This is a genomic window from Dactylosporangium vinaceum (genome assembly GCF_019904175.1).
GTDB classification, from domain to species: domain Bacteria; phylum Actinomycetota; class Actinomycetes; order Mycobacteriales; family Micromonosporaceae; genus Dactylosporangium; species Dactylosporangium vinaceum.
This window is the reverse complement of the sequence record NZ_CP061913.1, coordinates 2938495-2953434: the sequence shown is the minus strand read 5'-3', so window position 1 is coordinate 2953434 and position 14940 is coordinate 2938495. Positions and strand designations below refer to the sequence as shown.

Below are 14940 nucleotides of genomic sequence, written 5' to 3'. Positions count from 1 at the left end.
CGCTGAGGTCCTTCCGCGAGCTCAGGCGGTCGCCGGGCGGCGGGCGACGACGACGTGGGTCTCGGTCTCGTCGTCGGTGACCGTGTAGGGCCGCAGGCCGCCCGCGCGCAGCACGGCGTGGGCGGTCTCCAGCTGGGCCGGGCCGGCCTCGGTCAGCAGCACCCCGCCCGGAGCGAGCCACCCGGCGGCCTCGGCGGCGACGCGGCGCAACACGTCGAGGCCGTCGCCGCCGCCGTCCAGGGCCACCCGGGCCTCGTGCACCCGGAACTCCTCGGGCAGGAAGGCGATCTCCGCGGTCGGCACGTACGGCACGTTGGCGAGCAGCACGTCGACGGTCCCGCGCAGCGCCGCCGGCACCGCCGCGAACAGGTCGCCCTCGTAGACCTCCTGGGCTGAACCGGTTAAGTTGCGGCGGGCACAGGCGACGGCGGCGGGGTCGATGTCGGTGGCGACCAGGCGTACGCCGGTGAAGCCGCGGACCACCACGAGGCCGAGCGCGCCCGTGCCGCAGCACAGGTCCAGCACCACACCGCCGTCGCGGAGCATCGTGCGGGCCGTCGACGTGAGCAGCTCCGTGCGGTGCCGGGGGACGAACACGGTGTCGGCGACCTCGACGCGTACCCCCGCGAAGTCGGCGAAGCCGAGGACGTGCTCGAGCGGGAACCCCTCGACCCGGCGCGCGAGCATCGACGCCAGCGCCTCCGGGGAGGGCGCGGCGGCCAGCAGCTGCCCGGCCTCCTCCTCGGCGAAGACGCACCCGGCCGCCCGCAGGCGGGCCGTCAACTCGGCGGCGTTCATGCGTTCAGGTAGGCCAGGACGGCCAGGACGCGGCGGTTGTCGTCCTCGGACTGGGGCAGGGCCAGCTTGGCGAAGATGTTGTTGATGTGCTTGCCTATCGCTTTCTCGGTGACGAAGAGCTGCCCCGCGATGGCCGCGTTGGAGCGGCCCTCGGCCATCAGGCTCAGCACCTCGCGTTCGCGGGGTGTCAGGGCCCGGGTCGGGGCGCCGGCGTTGCGGGCGAGCAGCGCCGAGACGACCTCGGGGTCCATCGCGGTGCCGCCGCCGGCCACGCGGCGGACGGCGTCGACGAACTCGCCGACGGTGGAGACGCGGTCCTTCAGGAGGTACCCGACGCCGCCGTTGCGGTCGGAGAGCAGCTCGCGGGCGTAGAGCTGCTCGACGTGCTGGGACAGGACCAGGACCGGCAGGCCGGGCACCTCGGCCCGGGCCGCGATCGCCGCGCGCAGACCCTCGTCGGTGAAGGTCGGCGGGAGGCGCACGTCGACGACGGCCACGTCGGGCCGGTGGCCGAGCAGGGCGGCACGCAGGTCGGTGCCGTTGTCGACGGCCTGGACGACCTCGAAGCCGTAGGCGCTGAGGAGACGGATCAGCCCGTCGCGGAGGAGGGCGTGGTCTTCGGCGATGACAACACGCACGGCAGCTCCATCGTCAGCACTGTCGGTCCTCCGGGCGGACTGTCGACCCGCAGGGCGCCGTCGAACGCGGCCAGCCGCCGCTCGACCCCGGCCAGGCCCGAGCCCGGCCGCGGTGCCGCCCCGCCGATCCCGTCGTCGCCGACGGTGCAGTATATGGCGCCGCCGGAGCCGCCACCGGCCGGCTGCGCCGCTGCCGCCGACACCTGTGTCGCATGACAGTAGGTCAGCGACACCCACGCCTCGGTGGCGCCGCTGTGCTTGACGACGTTGGCCAGGGCCTCGGCCACGGCGAAGTACAGCGCCGACTCCACGGGTGCCGCGGGCCGCCCCGGCAGGTCGCCCGCGACGGCGACCGGCAGCGGCAACGTCAGCGCGAGCGCCGAGAGCCCGCCGGTCAGGCCGCGCTCGGCCAGCACCGGCGGGTGGATGCCCCGCACCAGCTGGCGCAGCTCGGCCAGGGCCATCCCGCTGGCCTCCCGCGCCTCGGCGATCAGCAGCTGGGCCGCGGCCGGATCGCGCACGACGAGGTCCTCGGCCATCCCGAGGCTCATCCCGAGCGCCACGATCCGGGCCTGGGCGCCGTCATGCAGGTCGCGCTCGATCCGCCGCAGCTCGGCCGCCTGGGCGTCGACGACCTGGGTGCGGGTCTCGGTGAGCCGGTCGACCCGGCGGGCGAGCACGGCCGAGCTCGTCGGGGCCAGCAGACTGTGGTCGTACCGCCCGATCCCCCACAACACCCACGGAGCCGCGTAGAGCACGGCCGCGGTGACGAGCGCACCCTGGAACGGCACGGTGATGTAGCTGCTCGGGTTCAGCGGCCACGTCACCCCGTAGCCGGAGTAGTCGTCGGAGGCCACGTCGGCGATGACCGGGATCACGAGCATGCCCTGCGCGCCGTAGACGAACATGACGAGCGTCGCGAGCCCGGACGCGAACCCGAGCGGCGCCCCGCCGACCAGCCACAGCAGGTCGCGCCAGGTCGCCGGGTCGCGCACGAGCCACAGCCAGCGCCGCGGCGACCCGATCCACGCCCCGGCCGGCCGGGGCCGGTACGGCGACGGGATGTCGGCGCCGCCCCACTCGCGGGCCGTCCACCGCCGCAGGTCGGTGTAGCGGCGCACCAGCAGCTGCACGAGCGGCGCGAGCACCAGGCCGGCCCCGACGACGGTGAGCGCGAACGAGAGCACGGTGAGGACGATGAGCACGATGTGAACGGGCACGCTGAGGACGCCGATGAGCACCACCCGGGCGGCGCTGATCAGCCCCCGGCGTACGAACGGCCACACCTTCATGACGCCATTCTGGTCCGGCTCCGCGACAGGCACAGTGGGGCTAAGACCCTAATGCGAGTAGAGCTTGCGCCCGTAGTTGTCCTCGGCGTAGTACGCCTCGAGCTCCTCCACCGACTCCGGCGTCTCCATCACGCTCTTCACGAGCTTCGCGTGGGTCGGCAGGGCGTCGGGCGTCCACGTCTCGGGCTTCCACAGTTTCGAGCGCATGAACGCCTTCTGGCAGTGGAAGAAGATCGTGTCGATGTCGACGACCATGGCCAGGATCGGCTTGTGGCCCTCGACGATCAGCTCGTCGAACCACGGCGCGTCGCTGAGCAGGCGGGCCCGGCCGTTGATGCGCAGCGTCTCGCGGCGGCCGGGGACCAGGAAGATCAGGCCGACGTGCGGGTTGGCCAGGATGTTGTGGAACCCGTCGGCGCGCCGGTTGCCGGGGCGCTCCGGGACCGCGATCGTGCGGTCGTCGAGCACGTGGACGAAGCCGGGCGGGTCGCCCTTGGGTGAGACGTCGCAGTTGCCGTCCGCGTCGGCCGTGCCGACGAGGACGAACGACGAGAGGGCCAGCCAGTCGCGGTCGGTCTGGCTGAGGCGGTTGCGTTCCTTGTGCACGGCCCGGGGCATCGGTGCGCCGAGCAGGTCCTCCAGCTCTGATACCGAAGTGATCTGCATGGACGTCAGGATACGTCTGGTAACAGTTTGAAACAGACCGGATATTGTACGGCCGCGTCTGTGCGATTAGCGTCACACCATGACGGGACAACGCTCCGACGCCTACCGTGACGACCGCGCACACGTATTCCACTCCTGGTCCGCCCAGCGCACCCTCGACCCGGTCGTGATCGAGGGCGGCCTCGGGGCGACGTTCTGGGACGAGGCCGGCACCCGATACCTCGACTTCTCCTCCCAGCTGGTCAACCTCAACCTCGGCCACCAGCACCCGCGGGTCGTGGCCGCGATCCAGGAGCAGGCCGCGAAGCTGTGCACCGTCGCGCCGACGTTCGGCAACGCGGCGCGCAGCGAGGCGGCCCGCCTGATCGCCGAGGCCGCGCCGGGCGATCTGCAGCACGTGTTCTTCACCAACGGCGGCACCGAGGCCAACGAGCACGCGATCCGGATGGCCCGCGGCACCACCGGCCGCCACAAGATCCTGGCCGCCTACCGGTCCTACCACGGCGCGACCACGGGCTCGATCACGCTCACCGGCGACCCGCGCCGCTGGGCCAACGAGCCCGCGATGCCGGGCGTGGTCCGCTTCTTCGGCCCGTACCCGTACCGCTCCCCCTTCCACGCCGAGTCCCCCGAGCAGGAGACCGAGCGTGCCCTGCAGCACCTCGACGAGGTCTTCACCATGGAGGGGCCGCAGACGATCGCGGCGGTCATCCTCGAGCCAGTCGTCGGCACCAACGGCATCCTGGTGCCCCCGCCCGGCTACCTGGCCGGCGTGCGCGCCCTCTGCGACCGCCACGGCGCCCTGCTCATCGCCGACGAGGTCATGAGCGGCTTCGGCCGGTGCGGTGAGTGGTTCGCGGTCGACCACTGGGATGTCGTACCCGACCTCGTCACCTTCGCGAAGGGCGTCAACTCCGGATACGTACCCCTCGGCGGCGTCATCCTCGGCCCCCGCGTCTACGAGACCTTCGCCGACCGGCCGTTCCCCGGCGGCCTCACGTACTCCGGGCACCCACTCGCCTGCGCCGCTGCCGTCGCCACCATCGAGGTCATGCGCGAGGAGCGGATCCCCGAGCGCGTCCGCGACCTCGGCGAGCGCGTGGTGCGCCCGCGCCTGGAGAAGCTCCGCGACCGCCACCCGTCGGTTGGTGAGATCCGCGGCCTCGGCCTGTTCTGGGCGATCGAGCTGGTCCGCTCGCAGGAGACCCGGGAGATGCTCGTCCCCTACAACGCCGCGGGCCCCGCGGCCAAGCCGATGGCCGACGTCATCGCCGCCTGCAAGGCCCGCGGCGTCTGGCCGTTCACCCACTTCAACCGCATCCACGTCGTCCCGCCTCTGATCATCTCCGAGGAGGACCTGCTCCAGGGCATCGACGCCATCGACGATGCCCTGGAGGCGGCCGACGCCCACGCGACGGCCTGAAACCGGGGTCAGGTCCTGGCGCAGGCCACCCCGTCGAGGGTGAACTGCGCCGGGACCGCGTTCGCGCCGCTGTAGGTGCCCTGGAAGCCGAACTGTGCGTTGCCGCCCGCCGGGATGGTGCTGTTGTACGACATGGCGGCCGCGGTCACCGCCTGGCCCGACTGCGTGACGGTGGCGTTCCAGGCGTTGCCGATCGCCTGGTTGCCGGCGAACGTCCACTTCAGGGTCCAGCCGGTGATCGGCGCCGGACCCGGGTTGGTGACAGTCACGGTGGCCGTGAAGCCGCCGCCCCAGTCGTTGAGCGCGTAGCCGACCCGGCACCCGCCGGCGGCCGGGGCCGAGGGCGACGACGACGAGCGCGACGGTGAGGCCGAGGCGGAGGCGGAGGCCGGCCGGGACGGCGAGGACGACACCGACCGCGACGCCGACGGGCTGCCGGAGACGGGCGGGTTGCCACCGCTCTTGGCCGCCATGAACGCGGAGTGGGCCCGGAACACCGACAGCTCCGGCGCGCCCTTCTTGACGCTGTAGTTGTCGCCGCCCGCCTGCGCGTCCGGATACCACCAGAACGCGCTGCCGTCCGCGTCCCGGCTCTGCAGGTCGCCGTAGATGGAGCTCCACCACGTGCTGCGGTCCACGCCCTGGGTATTGAACTCGCCCAGGAAGAACGGCTTGCCGACCACGTCGTGCGAGTCGGCCAGCCAGGCGTCGACGAGCGTGACCGTCTGCGCGAGCGTGAGGTTGGCCCAGCCCTCGTTCGGATACGGGTGCGCCGAGGTGAAGTCGATGTAGGGCGACTGCTGGACGGCCACGAACGGGTTGCCCTCGTCGCCGCCGAAGCCGTACCTGGTGCCGTGCCCCTCGAGCCCGGCGTCGACCATGTGGTTGCTGTCGATGCCCTTGATGTAGGCGCCCATGGTGTCGACCCACTTGCGCAGGGTGGTGCCGTTCACGCTCTCCGCGGCGCCCTGGCCCTCGTAGCGCGGCTCGTTCATGAGCTCCCACGCGAACACCGCCGGGTCGTCCTTGTACTTCACCCCGGTGTAGTGGTTCGTGCGGTTCAGCGCGTAGGACACGTAATGCTGGTACTGCGTGAAGCAGCCCGGGCACGCGGCCTGGTTGAAGAACCGCCAGCGGTTCGCCTGCCCGGTGCCCAGGCCCTCCCAGGACAGCCGGGTGTCGATGCCGCCGTACGCCTCCCAGTAGTTCTCGAAGACCGGTATCACCCGGATGTTGTGCTGCGCGGCCGAGTAGAGGATGTAGTCGAACTCGGCGAACTGCTGCTCGCTGTAGACGCCCTTGCTCGGCTCGAAGCCGTGCCAGGTCTCGTGGTCGAACATCCACGTGCGCAGCACGGTGACCCCGTCGGCCGCCAGCTCGGCCATGTGGTTGTCGATGCGGGTCTTGTCCATCCACTGCGTCTCGGTGTCGCCGTAGCTGCCGCCGTAGGTGAACGTGTCGTAGACGTTGGCGCCGGCGAAGTAGTACGGGTGGCCGCCCAGGCAGAAGTGGATGCCGCAGCGGCTGACGAAGCCGGCGGTGGCGGCGGACGCGTGGACGAGCGGCACGGCGACGGCGGCGGCGAGCACCGCGACACAGGCCGCGGCGGCGAGCGCGAACCGGCGCCGCAGCGACGGCCGGCCGGCCGCGGGGCGATCGGGCTGATGCATTGGCGGACGCCTCCTGGCGTGGGTCTACTGAAGCGCTTCAGTAGGCCCACGCCAGGCGATCGGCGTCAACGCCCGGGGCGACTGCGGGGCAGGTCACCTGTCCCCGGCGGCCCCGGGCCGCTGAAAGTTACGTCAGGCGCCGCCGGCGGTCAGGGTGACGGTCGTCGGCTTGAAGGAGGAGCCGGTCGTGTCGACGCCGGCCGCCTTGGCGGCGTCGAGGGCCTTCTGCATGTAGTCGTTGGTGTAGGCGAGGCCCTCGGGCTTCTTCTTGAGGACCGTGTCGCCGGTCTGGTTCTTCGTCGTCTGCGAGATGTCGACGGTGCGGCTCCAGTCGGCCTCGTCGACCAGGCCGACACCCTTCGCCGCCGGCCAGATGAGCTTGTTGACCTCGTTCATCTGCCACAGCTGGTGGGTCTTGCCGAGCTTCGAGCCCTTGGCGACGACCATGTCGCGGCACTCCTCGGCGTGGTCGCGGCAGTAGGCCCAGCCCTGGATCGTGGCGGTCAGGAACTTCACCGTCCGGTCCTGGTACGCCTGGTCCTTGAGCTTCTCGGTGTTGGCCCACACCGCGTCCTGGAGCATCGACGAGCCGACGGTCTTCCAGTCGATGATCGAGAAGTCCTCGGGCTTGTACAGCTGGCCGGTGGCCGGGTTGGTGGCCTCCAGCAGCTGCGCGTACTCGTTGTAGGACATGGCCTGCGCGACGTCGATCTCCTTCTTCAGCAGCGCCTGCATGTCGAACTGCTGCTGGACGAGGGTGACGTCCTTGCCGGGGTCGAGCCCGGCCTTGGTCATGCCGGCGAAGAGCTCGAACTCGTTGCCGAAGCCCCAGTTGCCGACCTTCTTGCCCTTGAAGTCGGCCGGGGACTTGATGTTGGAGCTGGCGAACGCGACCTGGTAGGTGCCGGAGCGGGCGAAGATCTGCCCGACGTCGGTGATGCCGGCGCCCTGCTCGCGCGAGGCGAGGGCCTTGGGCACCCAGGCGACCGCGTAGTCCGCCTTGCCCGTGGCCAGGACGGTCTGCGGCACGATGTCGACGCCGCCCTCGAGCAGCTGCACGTCGAGGCCCTGCTCCTTGTAGAAGCCCTTGTCGACGGCGGCGATGTAGCCGGCGAACTGGGCCTGGTAGAACCACTGCAGCTGGAGCTTCACGGTGGTCAGGCCGCCGCTTGTGGTGGTGGTGGGGGACGTGGAATCGGCAGTGCCGCAGCCGGCCAGGACCAGCCCGGCCGCGAGGACGAAGGCGAACTTTTTCATGGGGGACCTTCCCGAATGTCAGAAACGGGACTTCCACGGCATCGCGAGCCGCTCCAGCAGGAGCGTGGTGAGGTAGAAGACGAGCCCGAGGGCGCACGCGCCGACCACGAAGGCCCACGCCCGCGGATACGCGGTGAACGCGGCCGCCGAGGTGATCCGCGCCCCGAGCCCGTCCTGCAGCCCGCCGAAGTACTCCGCGACGACCGCGGCGATGACGGCCAGCGACGATGCCTGTCGCAGGCCGGTGAAGAGGTATGGCAGCGCGCCCGGCAGCCGCACGAGCCGGGCGAACGTCCATGAGCCCGCGGCGTAGCTGTCCATCAGCTCGCGGTGGGTCGGGTCGACCTCCCGCAGGCCGCGCAGGGTGTTGATGAAGACCTGGAAGAACACGATGATCCCGGCGACCAGCCGGCGTGGCACGCTGCTGGTGGACTCGAACATGTTGTTGAGGATCGGGGCCAGGGCGATGATCGGCAGCGCGTTGAGCACTGCCGCGAACGGCACCGAGATCTCGCTGAGCACTCGCACCCGGCTGGTGGCGAGGGCGGCCAGGATCGCCACGACGGTCCCGCCGATCAGGCCGGCGAGGGCGTTGGCCCCGCTGGCCAGGGCCGCGTCGAGCACGTTTGAGCGCTGCTCGACGAGCTCGGCCCAGATCGCCGACGGTGCCGGCAGGATGAACGGCGCGATCCGACCGGCCTTGACGACCAGCTCCCACAGGCCGAGCCCGAGCAGGCCGACGAGGACCGGAGGGAGGACCCGCACGACCCGTCTCATGACCGCAGCGCTTTCCGCACGGCCGTGACCACCTCGAAGTACTCGGCCGACTGCCGGGTCGCCTCATCGCGCCGCTCGAAGTTGACATCGATAGTTGTCGTTATCCGGCCGGGGCGGGCCGACATCACGACGACCTTGTCGGACAGGAACACCGCCTCGGAGATCGAGTGCGTGACGAACACGGTGGAGGTGCCGGTCGTCGCGCAGATCTGGAGCAGCTCCGTCTGCAGGCGCTCCCGCGTCATCTCGTCGAGGGCGCCGAACGGCTCGTCCATCAGCAGCAGATTCGGGTGCACCGCCAGCGCGCGAGCGATCGCCACCCGCTGCTGCATGCCACCGGAGAGCTGGGCCGGGTAGTGGCCGCCGAACTCGGCGAGCCCGACGAGCGCGAGCATCTCCTCGGCCCGCTCCCGCCGCCGCTGCCGCGGGATCCTGCGCAGCTCCAGAGGCAGCTCGACGTTGCGCCGCACGGTGCGCCACTCGAAGAGCCCGGCCTGCTGGAACGCGATGCCGTACTCCTGGTCGCGGCGCGCCTGCCCGGCCGGCTTCCCGGCCACGGTGACGGTGCCGGAGCTCGGCGCGATGAGGTCGGCGATCAGCCGCAGCAGCGTGGACTTGCCACACCCGGACGGGCCGATGAGCGACACGAACTGTCCACTGTCGACCGTGAGGTCCACATCGGACAGTGCCGTCACCTCGTCGGGACGGCCCTGATTGAACACCTTGGTGACACCGGCGATCGACACCGCGGTCATATGACGTTCACCTCGACCTTACGCCGATGCCGCATCAGGGGAACTTCGAGCAGGCTCACGAATCCGGCGACGCACAGCCCGAGCAGCGCGGCCCCGAGCATGGCGGTGTAGACCTTCGCAGGGTCGGAGGTGGCCTCGCGGGAGTACTCGATGACCAGCCGCCCGATCCCGCCGCGGGTGCCGGTGGAGATCTCACCGACCACCGCGCCGACGACCGCGGCCGCCCCGGCCAGGCGCAGCGCCGGGAACAGGAACGGCAGTGCCGCGGGCAGCCGCAGCTTCACGAACGTGCGCCACCAGCCGGCGGCGTAGCTGCGCATGAGCTCCACGCCGGCCGCGGACGGCGACTGCAGGCCGCGCAGGAGCCCCACGGCGACCGGGAAGAACGCGAGGTAGGCGGCGATCGTGGACACGGTCATCCAGTCCTGCCACGGGTACGGCCCGAACGACAGCGCACCGCTCCAGCCGGCGACGAGCGGCGCCAGGGCGACGAGGGGCACCGTCTGGGACAGCACGACGTACGGCAGGAGCCCGCGCTCGACGACCCGGAAGCGCTGCATGAGGGCGGCCAGGACGAAGCCGATGAGGACGCCCGCGGCGAAGCCGACGGCGGTGACGCCCAGGGTGAAGAGGCACGCATCGAGCACCACCCGCCAGATCGGGCGCCCGCCGGTGAGCTCCGGGCGGGACAGTCGCTCGATCACGGAGTACAGATGGGGCATCGAGAGATCGTCGGCGCGCGGGAGGATGCGCACGCCGAAGAGGACGGTGCCCTCGTCGTTCCCGACCGCCTTGTAGCCCTCCCAGAGCAGGACGAAGGCGGCCAGGCCGGCGAGGGCGCCCAGGATTCGCTTCATCCAGACATCACTTCGATGAAGCGAACGGGATGACGTGCTCGCCGTAGGCGGCGAGCGTGGACTCCTTCGCGTCGTGCTGCAGGTACAGCGCGAACTGGTCCACGCCGAGCTCCCTGAGCTCGGCGAGGCGCTTCAGGTGGTGCTCGACCGGGCCGAGGATGCAGAACCGGTCGACGACCTCGTCGGGGACGAAGTCGGTGTGCGTGTTGCCGGCCCGGCCGTGCTCGGCGTAGTCGTAGCCCTTGCGGCCCTTGATGTAGTCGGTGAGCACCGCCGGCACGGCCCCGTCGGCGCCGTAGCGCTCGACGATGTCGGCCACGTGGTTGCCGACCATGCCGCCGAACCAGCGGGTCTGGTCCCGCTGGTGGGCCAGGGACTCGGCCGAGTCGTCCCCGACGTATGCGGGCGCGGCGACGCAGAACTTGATGGCCGCCGGGTCGCGGCCGGCCTTCTCCGCCGCGGCCCGCACCGCCTTGATCATCCACGCCGCGATGTCGGGGTCGGCCAGCTGCAGGATGTAGCCGTCGCCGACCTCACCGGTGAGCGCCAGCGCCTTGGGCCCGTAGGCCGCGACCCACACCTCCAGGCGGCTCTGCGCCGCCCACGCGAACTGCAGATCCCGATCCCGCAGGTGTACGGCCCGGCCGTTGCCGAGCTCGCGGATGACCTCGATGCTCTCCCGCAGCTCGGCCAGGGTGGTCGGCCGCGAGCCGAGCACGCGCACGGCCGAGTCGCCCCGGCCGATCCCGCAGACCGTGCGGTTGCCGTACATCTCGTTGAGGGTGGCGAACAGCGACGCGGTGACAGTCCAGTCCCGGGTGCCCGGGTTCGTCACCATCGGGCCGACGACGACCCGCTCGGTGTCGGCGAGGATCTTGCTGTAGATGACGAACGGCTCCTGCCACAGCACGTGGGAGTCGAACGTCCACACGTGGCTGAACCCGGCCGCCTCGGCCTTCTTCGCCAGCTCGACCACGCCCATCGCGGGCGGATCGCACTGGAGCACCACCCCAACGTCCATCGGGTCACCGCACTTTCGGGAATCCGAGGTCGACCCGCGAGGTCGCCGGGTCCGGCCACCGCGAGGTCACGACCTTGCTGCGCGTGTAGAACTGGATGCCTTCGGGGCCGTACATGTGCAGGTCGCCGAAGAGCGACGACTTCCAGCCGCCGAAGCTGTAGTAGGCGACCGGGACGGGCACGGGGACGTTGACCCCGACCATGCCGCAGACCACGTCGTACTGGAACTGCCGGGCCGCACCGCCGTCGCGGGTGAAGATCGCGGTGCCGTTGCCGTACTCGTTGTCGTTGACGAGCCGCACGGCCTCGTCGTAGGAGTCGGCCCGCACCACGGACAGGACGGGCCCGAAGATCTCGTCGGTGTACAGCGGCGAGTCGGTCGTGACCCGGTCGACGAGTGAGGCGCCGAGGAAGAACCCGGGCCCGCTGCTGACGGGTGCGTCCCGGCCGTCGACGACGACCTCGGCCGTGCCCGGCTCGGCGAGGTAGCCGGCCACCTTGTCGCGGTGCTCGCGGGTGATGAGCGGCCCCATCTCGGCGGCCGGGTCCGTGGCCGGGCCGACCGCGATCCGGCCGATCCGCTCACTGATCGCGGCGACGAGCGGGTCGGCGACGGCGCCGACGGCGACGACGACCGAGACCGCCATGCACCGTTCGCCCGCCGAGCCGTAGCCCGCGGACACGGCGGCGTCGGCGGCCGCGGCGATGTCGGCGTCGGGCAGTACGACCATGTGGTTCTTGGCTCCGCCCAGCGCCTGGACCCGTTTCCCGGCCCGGGTGCCGGCCTCGTAGACGGCCTTCGCGATGGGCGTCGAGCCGACGAAGCTCAGCGCCTGCACGTCGGGGTGGACGAGCAGCCGCTCGACGGCCTCGCGGTCGCCCTGCACCACGTTGAAGCAGCCGTCGGGCAGGCCGGCCTGGCGCAGCAGGTCGGCCAGCAGCAGCGCCGGGGACGGGTCCTTCTCGCTGGGCTTGAGCACGAACGTGTTGCCGCAGACCAGCGCGTTGCAGAACATCCACATGGGGACCATCGCCGGGAAGTTGAACGGCGTGATGCCGGCGACGACGCCCAGCGGCTGGCGGATCGAGTACACGTCGACGCCGGTGCTGGCCTGCTCGCTGTAGCCGCCCTTGAGCAGGTGCGGGGCGCCGGTGGCGAACTCGATGTTCTCCAGGCCGCGGGCCAGCTCGCCCTCGGCGTCGGCGACGGTCTTGCCGTGCTCGGCCGAGACGAGCGCGGCGATCTCCTTGCGGTTGGCGTCGACGAGCTCGCGGAACCGGAACATCACCTCGGCCCGGCGGGACAGCGACGCGGCCCGCCAGGCCGGGAACGCGGCCAGGGCGCTCGCCACGGCGGCGTCGGTCTCGGCGGCGGTCGCGGCGACGACGTACGCCTGCTGCTCGCCGGTGGCCGGGTCCCAGACCGGCAGCTGCCGGCCGCTCGTCCCGGCGACGGCCTGCCCGTCGAGCCAGTGCTTGATCTCTCGCATTGCCAGCTCCTAGAGGAGGTAGTCCGACAGTCCGCGGCGGAGGAACTGTCCGTGCCCCTTGCGGCCGTGGTAGGCGTCGCCGGAGACGATCACGGTCCCGCGGGAGATGACCGTGTCGACCTTGCCGGCGATCTCGTAGCCCTCCCACGCCGAGTGGTCCATGTTCATGTGGTGCGTCTCGACGCTGATGCGGGTGCGCGCCGAGGGGTCGTACAGCACGATGTCGGCGTCGGACCCGGGCGCGACGATGCCCTTGCGCGGGTACAGGCCGAACATGCGCGCGGGGGTCGTCGCGATCGTCTCGACCCAGCGGGCCAGCGACAGCTTCCCGTCGACGACCCCCTGGTACAGCAGGTCGACGCGGTGCTCGACGCTGCCGATGCCGTTGGGGATCTTCGAGAAGTCGCCGATGCCCAGCTCCTTCTGGTCCTTGAAGCAGAAGGGGCAGTGGTCGGTGGAGACGACCGAGAGGTCGTTGCTGCGCAGGCCCTTCCACAGGTCGGCCCGGTGCGGCTCGTGCTTGCTGCGCAGCGGGGTGGAGCAGACCCACTTGGCACCCTCGAACCCGTCGGCGCCGAGCTGGTCCTCGAGGGTGAGGTACAGGTACTGCGGGCAGGTCTCGGCGAACACGTTGCGCCCCAGGTCGCGGGCGGCGGCGACCTGCTCGAGGGCCTTGCTGGCCGAGAGGTGCACGATGTAGAGCGGGCAGTCCGCGGCCACACTGGCCAGCCAGATCGCGCGGCTCGTCGCCTCCGCCTCCAGCGCCTCCGGGCGGGTCAGGCCGTGGTACAGCGGATCGGTCTCGCCCCGTTCGAGCGCCTGCTTGACGAGCACGTCGATGGCCGGGCCGTTCTCGGCGTGCATCATGATCATGGCGCCGTTGTCCCGGGCCTTCTGCATGGCCCGCAGGATCTGCCCGTCGTCGCTGTAGAAGACCCCGGGGTACGCCATGAACAGCTTGAAGCTCGTGATGCCCTCGTCGGTGACGAGCTGGTCCATCGCCTTGAGCGACTCGTCGTCGACGCCGCCGAGGATCTGGTGGAACGCGTAGTCGACGTGGCACTCGCCGGCCGCCTTCGCGTGCCAGGCGGCCAGGCCGTCCTGCACCACCTCGCCGGTGCGTTGGACGGCGAAGTCGATGATCGTGGTCGTGCCGCCGAACGCGGCCGCCCGCGTGCCGGTGTCGAACGTGTCGCTGGCGAAGGTGCCGCCGAAGGGCAGCTCCATGTGCGTGTGGGCGTCGACGCCGCCGGGGATCACGTACTTCCCGGTCGCGTCGAGGGTCTCGAAGTCACCCTCGACCGGCCCGTCGCCCGGCATGAAGATCGCGGAGATCTTCTCGCCGACGACGAGCACGTCACCGGGGATGGCGCCCTGCGGCCCGACGACGGTACCGCCCTTGATCAGCAAGCCGGTCACGCTGCCTCCTCGCTTCGCTCCGCGGCGATCACGGCTGGACCAGCTCTCCGTAGGCGTCCGGGCGGCGGTCGCGATAGAACTGCCACCTGTCCCGTACCGTCGCGAGCAGGTCGAGATCGAGGTCGCGGACGATGAGCTCGGGGTTGTGCGAGTCGCCGACCTCGCCGACGAACTTGCCCTCGGGGTCGACGAAGTAGCTGGTGCCGTAGAAGTCGTTGTCGCCGAGATCCTCGATGCCGGTGCGGTTGATGGCACCGATGAAGTACTCGTTGGCCACGGCCGACGCCGGCTGCTCCAGCTGCCACAGGTACGCCGACAGCCCGCGGGACGTGGCCGACGGGTTGAACACGATCTGTGCGCCGTTGAGCCCCAGCGCCCGCCAACCCTCGGGGAAGTGCCGGTCGTAGCAGATGTAGACGCCGACCTTCCCGACGGCGGTGTCGAAGACGGGGTAGCCGAGGTTGCCGGGGCGGAAGTAGAACTTCTCCCAGAACCCCTTCACCTGCGGGATGTGGTTCTTGCGGTACTTGCCGAGGTACTTGCCGTCGGCGTCGACGACGGCCGCGGTGTTGTACAGGACGCCGGGCTGCTCCTGCTCGTACATCGGCAGCACCATGACCATCCCGAGCTCGGCGGCGAGGGCCTGGAAGCGCTCGGTGGTCGGGCCGGGGATCGACTCGGCGTACTCGTAGTACGCGGAGTCCTGCACCTGGCAGAAGTACGGGCCGTAGAACAGCTCCTGGAAGCAGATCACCCGGGCGCCCGCAGCGGCGGCCTGGCGGGTGTAGTCCTCGTGCGCCTTGATCATCGACTCCTTGTCGCCTGTCCAGTTCGTCTGGACGATGGCGGCGCGGACGACTGTCATGGCTGCCCCTCTC

At 70.9% G+C, this 14940-nt stretch carries 14 protein-coding genes; 1 reads left to right on the top strand and 13 read right to left on the bottom strand.

Going from position 1 to position 14940, the window contains the following annotated elements; genetic code table 11:
* Window positions 1–21: 21 nt before the first annotated feature.
* The 4 genes from Dvina_RS13060 to Dvina_RS13045 are packed head-to-tail and all read right to left on the bottom strand — an operon-like array spanning window position 22 to window position 3394.
* On the bottom strand, window positions 22–798 hold the full coding sequence (locus Dvina_RS13060; protein ID WP_223102747.1) for a putative protein N(5)-glutamine methyltransferase: 777 nt from the start codon (window positions 796–798) through the stop codon (window positions 22–24).
* Window positions 795–1436, bottom strand: a complete 642-nt coding sequence (locus Dvina_RS13055; protein WP_223102746.1) for a LuxR C-terminal-related transcriptional regulator — start codon at window positions 1434–1436, stop codon at window positions 795–797. The genes Dvina_RS13060 and Dvina_RS13055 overlap by 4 nt, the downstream gene beginning before the upstream one ends.
* Window positions 1388–2728 carry a sensor histidine kinase gene (locus Dvina_RS13050; protein WP_223102745.1) on the bottom strand — a complete coding sequence of 447 codons (1341 nt, stop codon included), beginning with the start codon at window positions 2726–2728 and terminating at the stop codon, window positions 1388–1390. Before Dvina_RS13050 ends, Dvina_RS13055 begins: the two co-directional genes overlap by 49 nt.
* 48 nt (window positions 2729–2776) lie before the next feature.
* Complete coding sequence (locus Dvina_RS13045; protein ID WP_223102744.1) at window positions 2777–3394, bottom strand: pyridoxamine 5'-phosphate oxidase family protein; 618 nt, start codon at window positions 3392–3394, stop codon at window positions 2777–2779.
* Between the two features lie 79 nt (window positions 3395–3473).
* Between Dvina_RS13045 and Dvina_RS13040 the strand changes: the two genes are divergently transcribed.
* Window positions 3474–4817 carry an aspartate aminotransferase family protein gene (locus Dvina_RS13040; protein ID WP_223102743.1) on the top strand — a complete coding sequence of 448 codons (1344 nt, stop codon included), beginning with the start codon at window positions 3474–3476 and terminating at the stop codon, window positions 4815–4817.
* Window positions 4818–4825: 8 nt separating this feature from the next.
* Here Dvina_RS13040 and Dvina_RS13035 read toward each other — a convergent pair whose 3' ends face one another.
* From Dvina_RS13035 to Dvina_RS12995, 9 genes are all read right to left on the bottom strand, one after another.
* Window positions 4826–6487, bottom strand: coding sequence for a cellulose binding domain-containing protein (locus Dvina_RS13035; RefSeq protein ID WP_223102742.1), 1662 nt, complete (start codon window positions 6485–6487; stop codon window positions 4826–4828).
* A gap of 132 nt (window positions 6488–6619) precedes the next feature.
* Window positions 6620–7744 carry an ABC transporter substrate-binding protein gene (locus Dvina_RS13030; RefSeq protein WP_223102741.1) on the bottom strand — a complete coding sequence of 375 codons (1125 nt, stop codon included), beginning with the start codon at window positions 7742–7744 and terminating at the stop codon, window positions 6620–6622.
* A gap of 18 nt (window positions 7745–7762) precedes the next feature.
* Window positions 7763–8521 carry an ABC transporter permease gene (locus tag Dvina_RS13025; protein ID WP_223102740.1) on the bottom strand — a complete coding sequence of 253 codons (759 nt, stop codon included), beginning with the start codon at window positions 8519–8521 and terminating at the stop codon, window positions 7763–7765.
* Window positions 8518–9276, bottom strand: a complete 759-nt coding sequence (locus Dvina_RS13020) for an ABC transporter ATP-binding protein (RefSeq protein ID WP_223102739.1) — start codon at window positions 9274–9276, stop codon at window positions 8518–8520. The genes Dvina_RS13025 and Dvina_RS13020 overlap by 4 nt, the downstream gene beginning before the upstream one ends.
* Window positions 9273–10133 carry an ABC transporter permease gene (locus tag Dvina_RS13015; RefSeq protein WP_223102738.1) on the bottom strand — a complete coding sequence of 287 codons (861 nt, stop codon included), beginning with the start codon at window positions 10131–10133 and terminating at the stop codon, window positions 9273–9275. Before Dvina_RS13015 ends, Dvina_RS13020 begins: the two co-directional genes overlap by 4 nt.
* 7 nt (window positions 10134–10140) lie before the next feature.
* The gene (locus Dvina_RS13010) at window positions 10141–11154 is read right to left on the bottom strand and encodes a TIGR03842 family LLM class F420-dependent oxidoreductase (protein ID WP_223102737.1); all 1014 of its coding nucleotides are present in this window, start codon (window positions 11152–11154) and stop codon (window positions 10141–10143) included.
* Window positions 11155–11158: 4 nt separating this feature from the next.
* Window positions 11159–12643 (bottom strand): CoA-acylating methylmalonate-semialdehyde dehydrogenase, encoded by a 1485-nt coding sequence (locus Dvina_RS13005; RefSeq protein WP_223102736.1) that lies wholly within the window; start codon window positions 12641–12643, stop codon window positions 11159–11161.
* 9 nt (window positions 12644–12652) lie between these two features.
* Window positions 12653–14062 (bottom strand): dihydropyrimidinase, encoded by a 1410-nt coding sequence (gene hydA, locus Dvina_RS13000; protein WP_246656185.1) that lies wholly within the window; start codon window positions 14060–14062, stop codon window positions 12653–12655.
* A 28-nt stretch (window positions 14063–14090) separates the two neighbouring features.
* Window positions 14091–14927 (bottom strand): nitrilase-related carbon-nitrogen hydrolase, encoded by an 837-nt coding sequence (locus Dvina_RS12995; protein ID WP_223102735.1) that lies wholly within the window; start codon window positions 14925–14927, stop codon window positions 14091–14093.
* Between the last annotated feature and the right edge of the window lie 13 nt (window positions 14928–14940).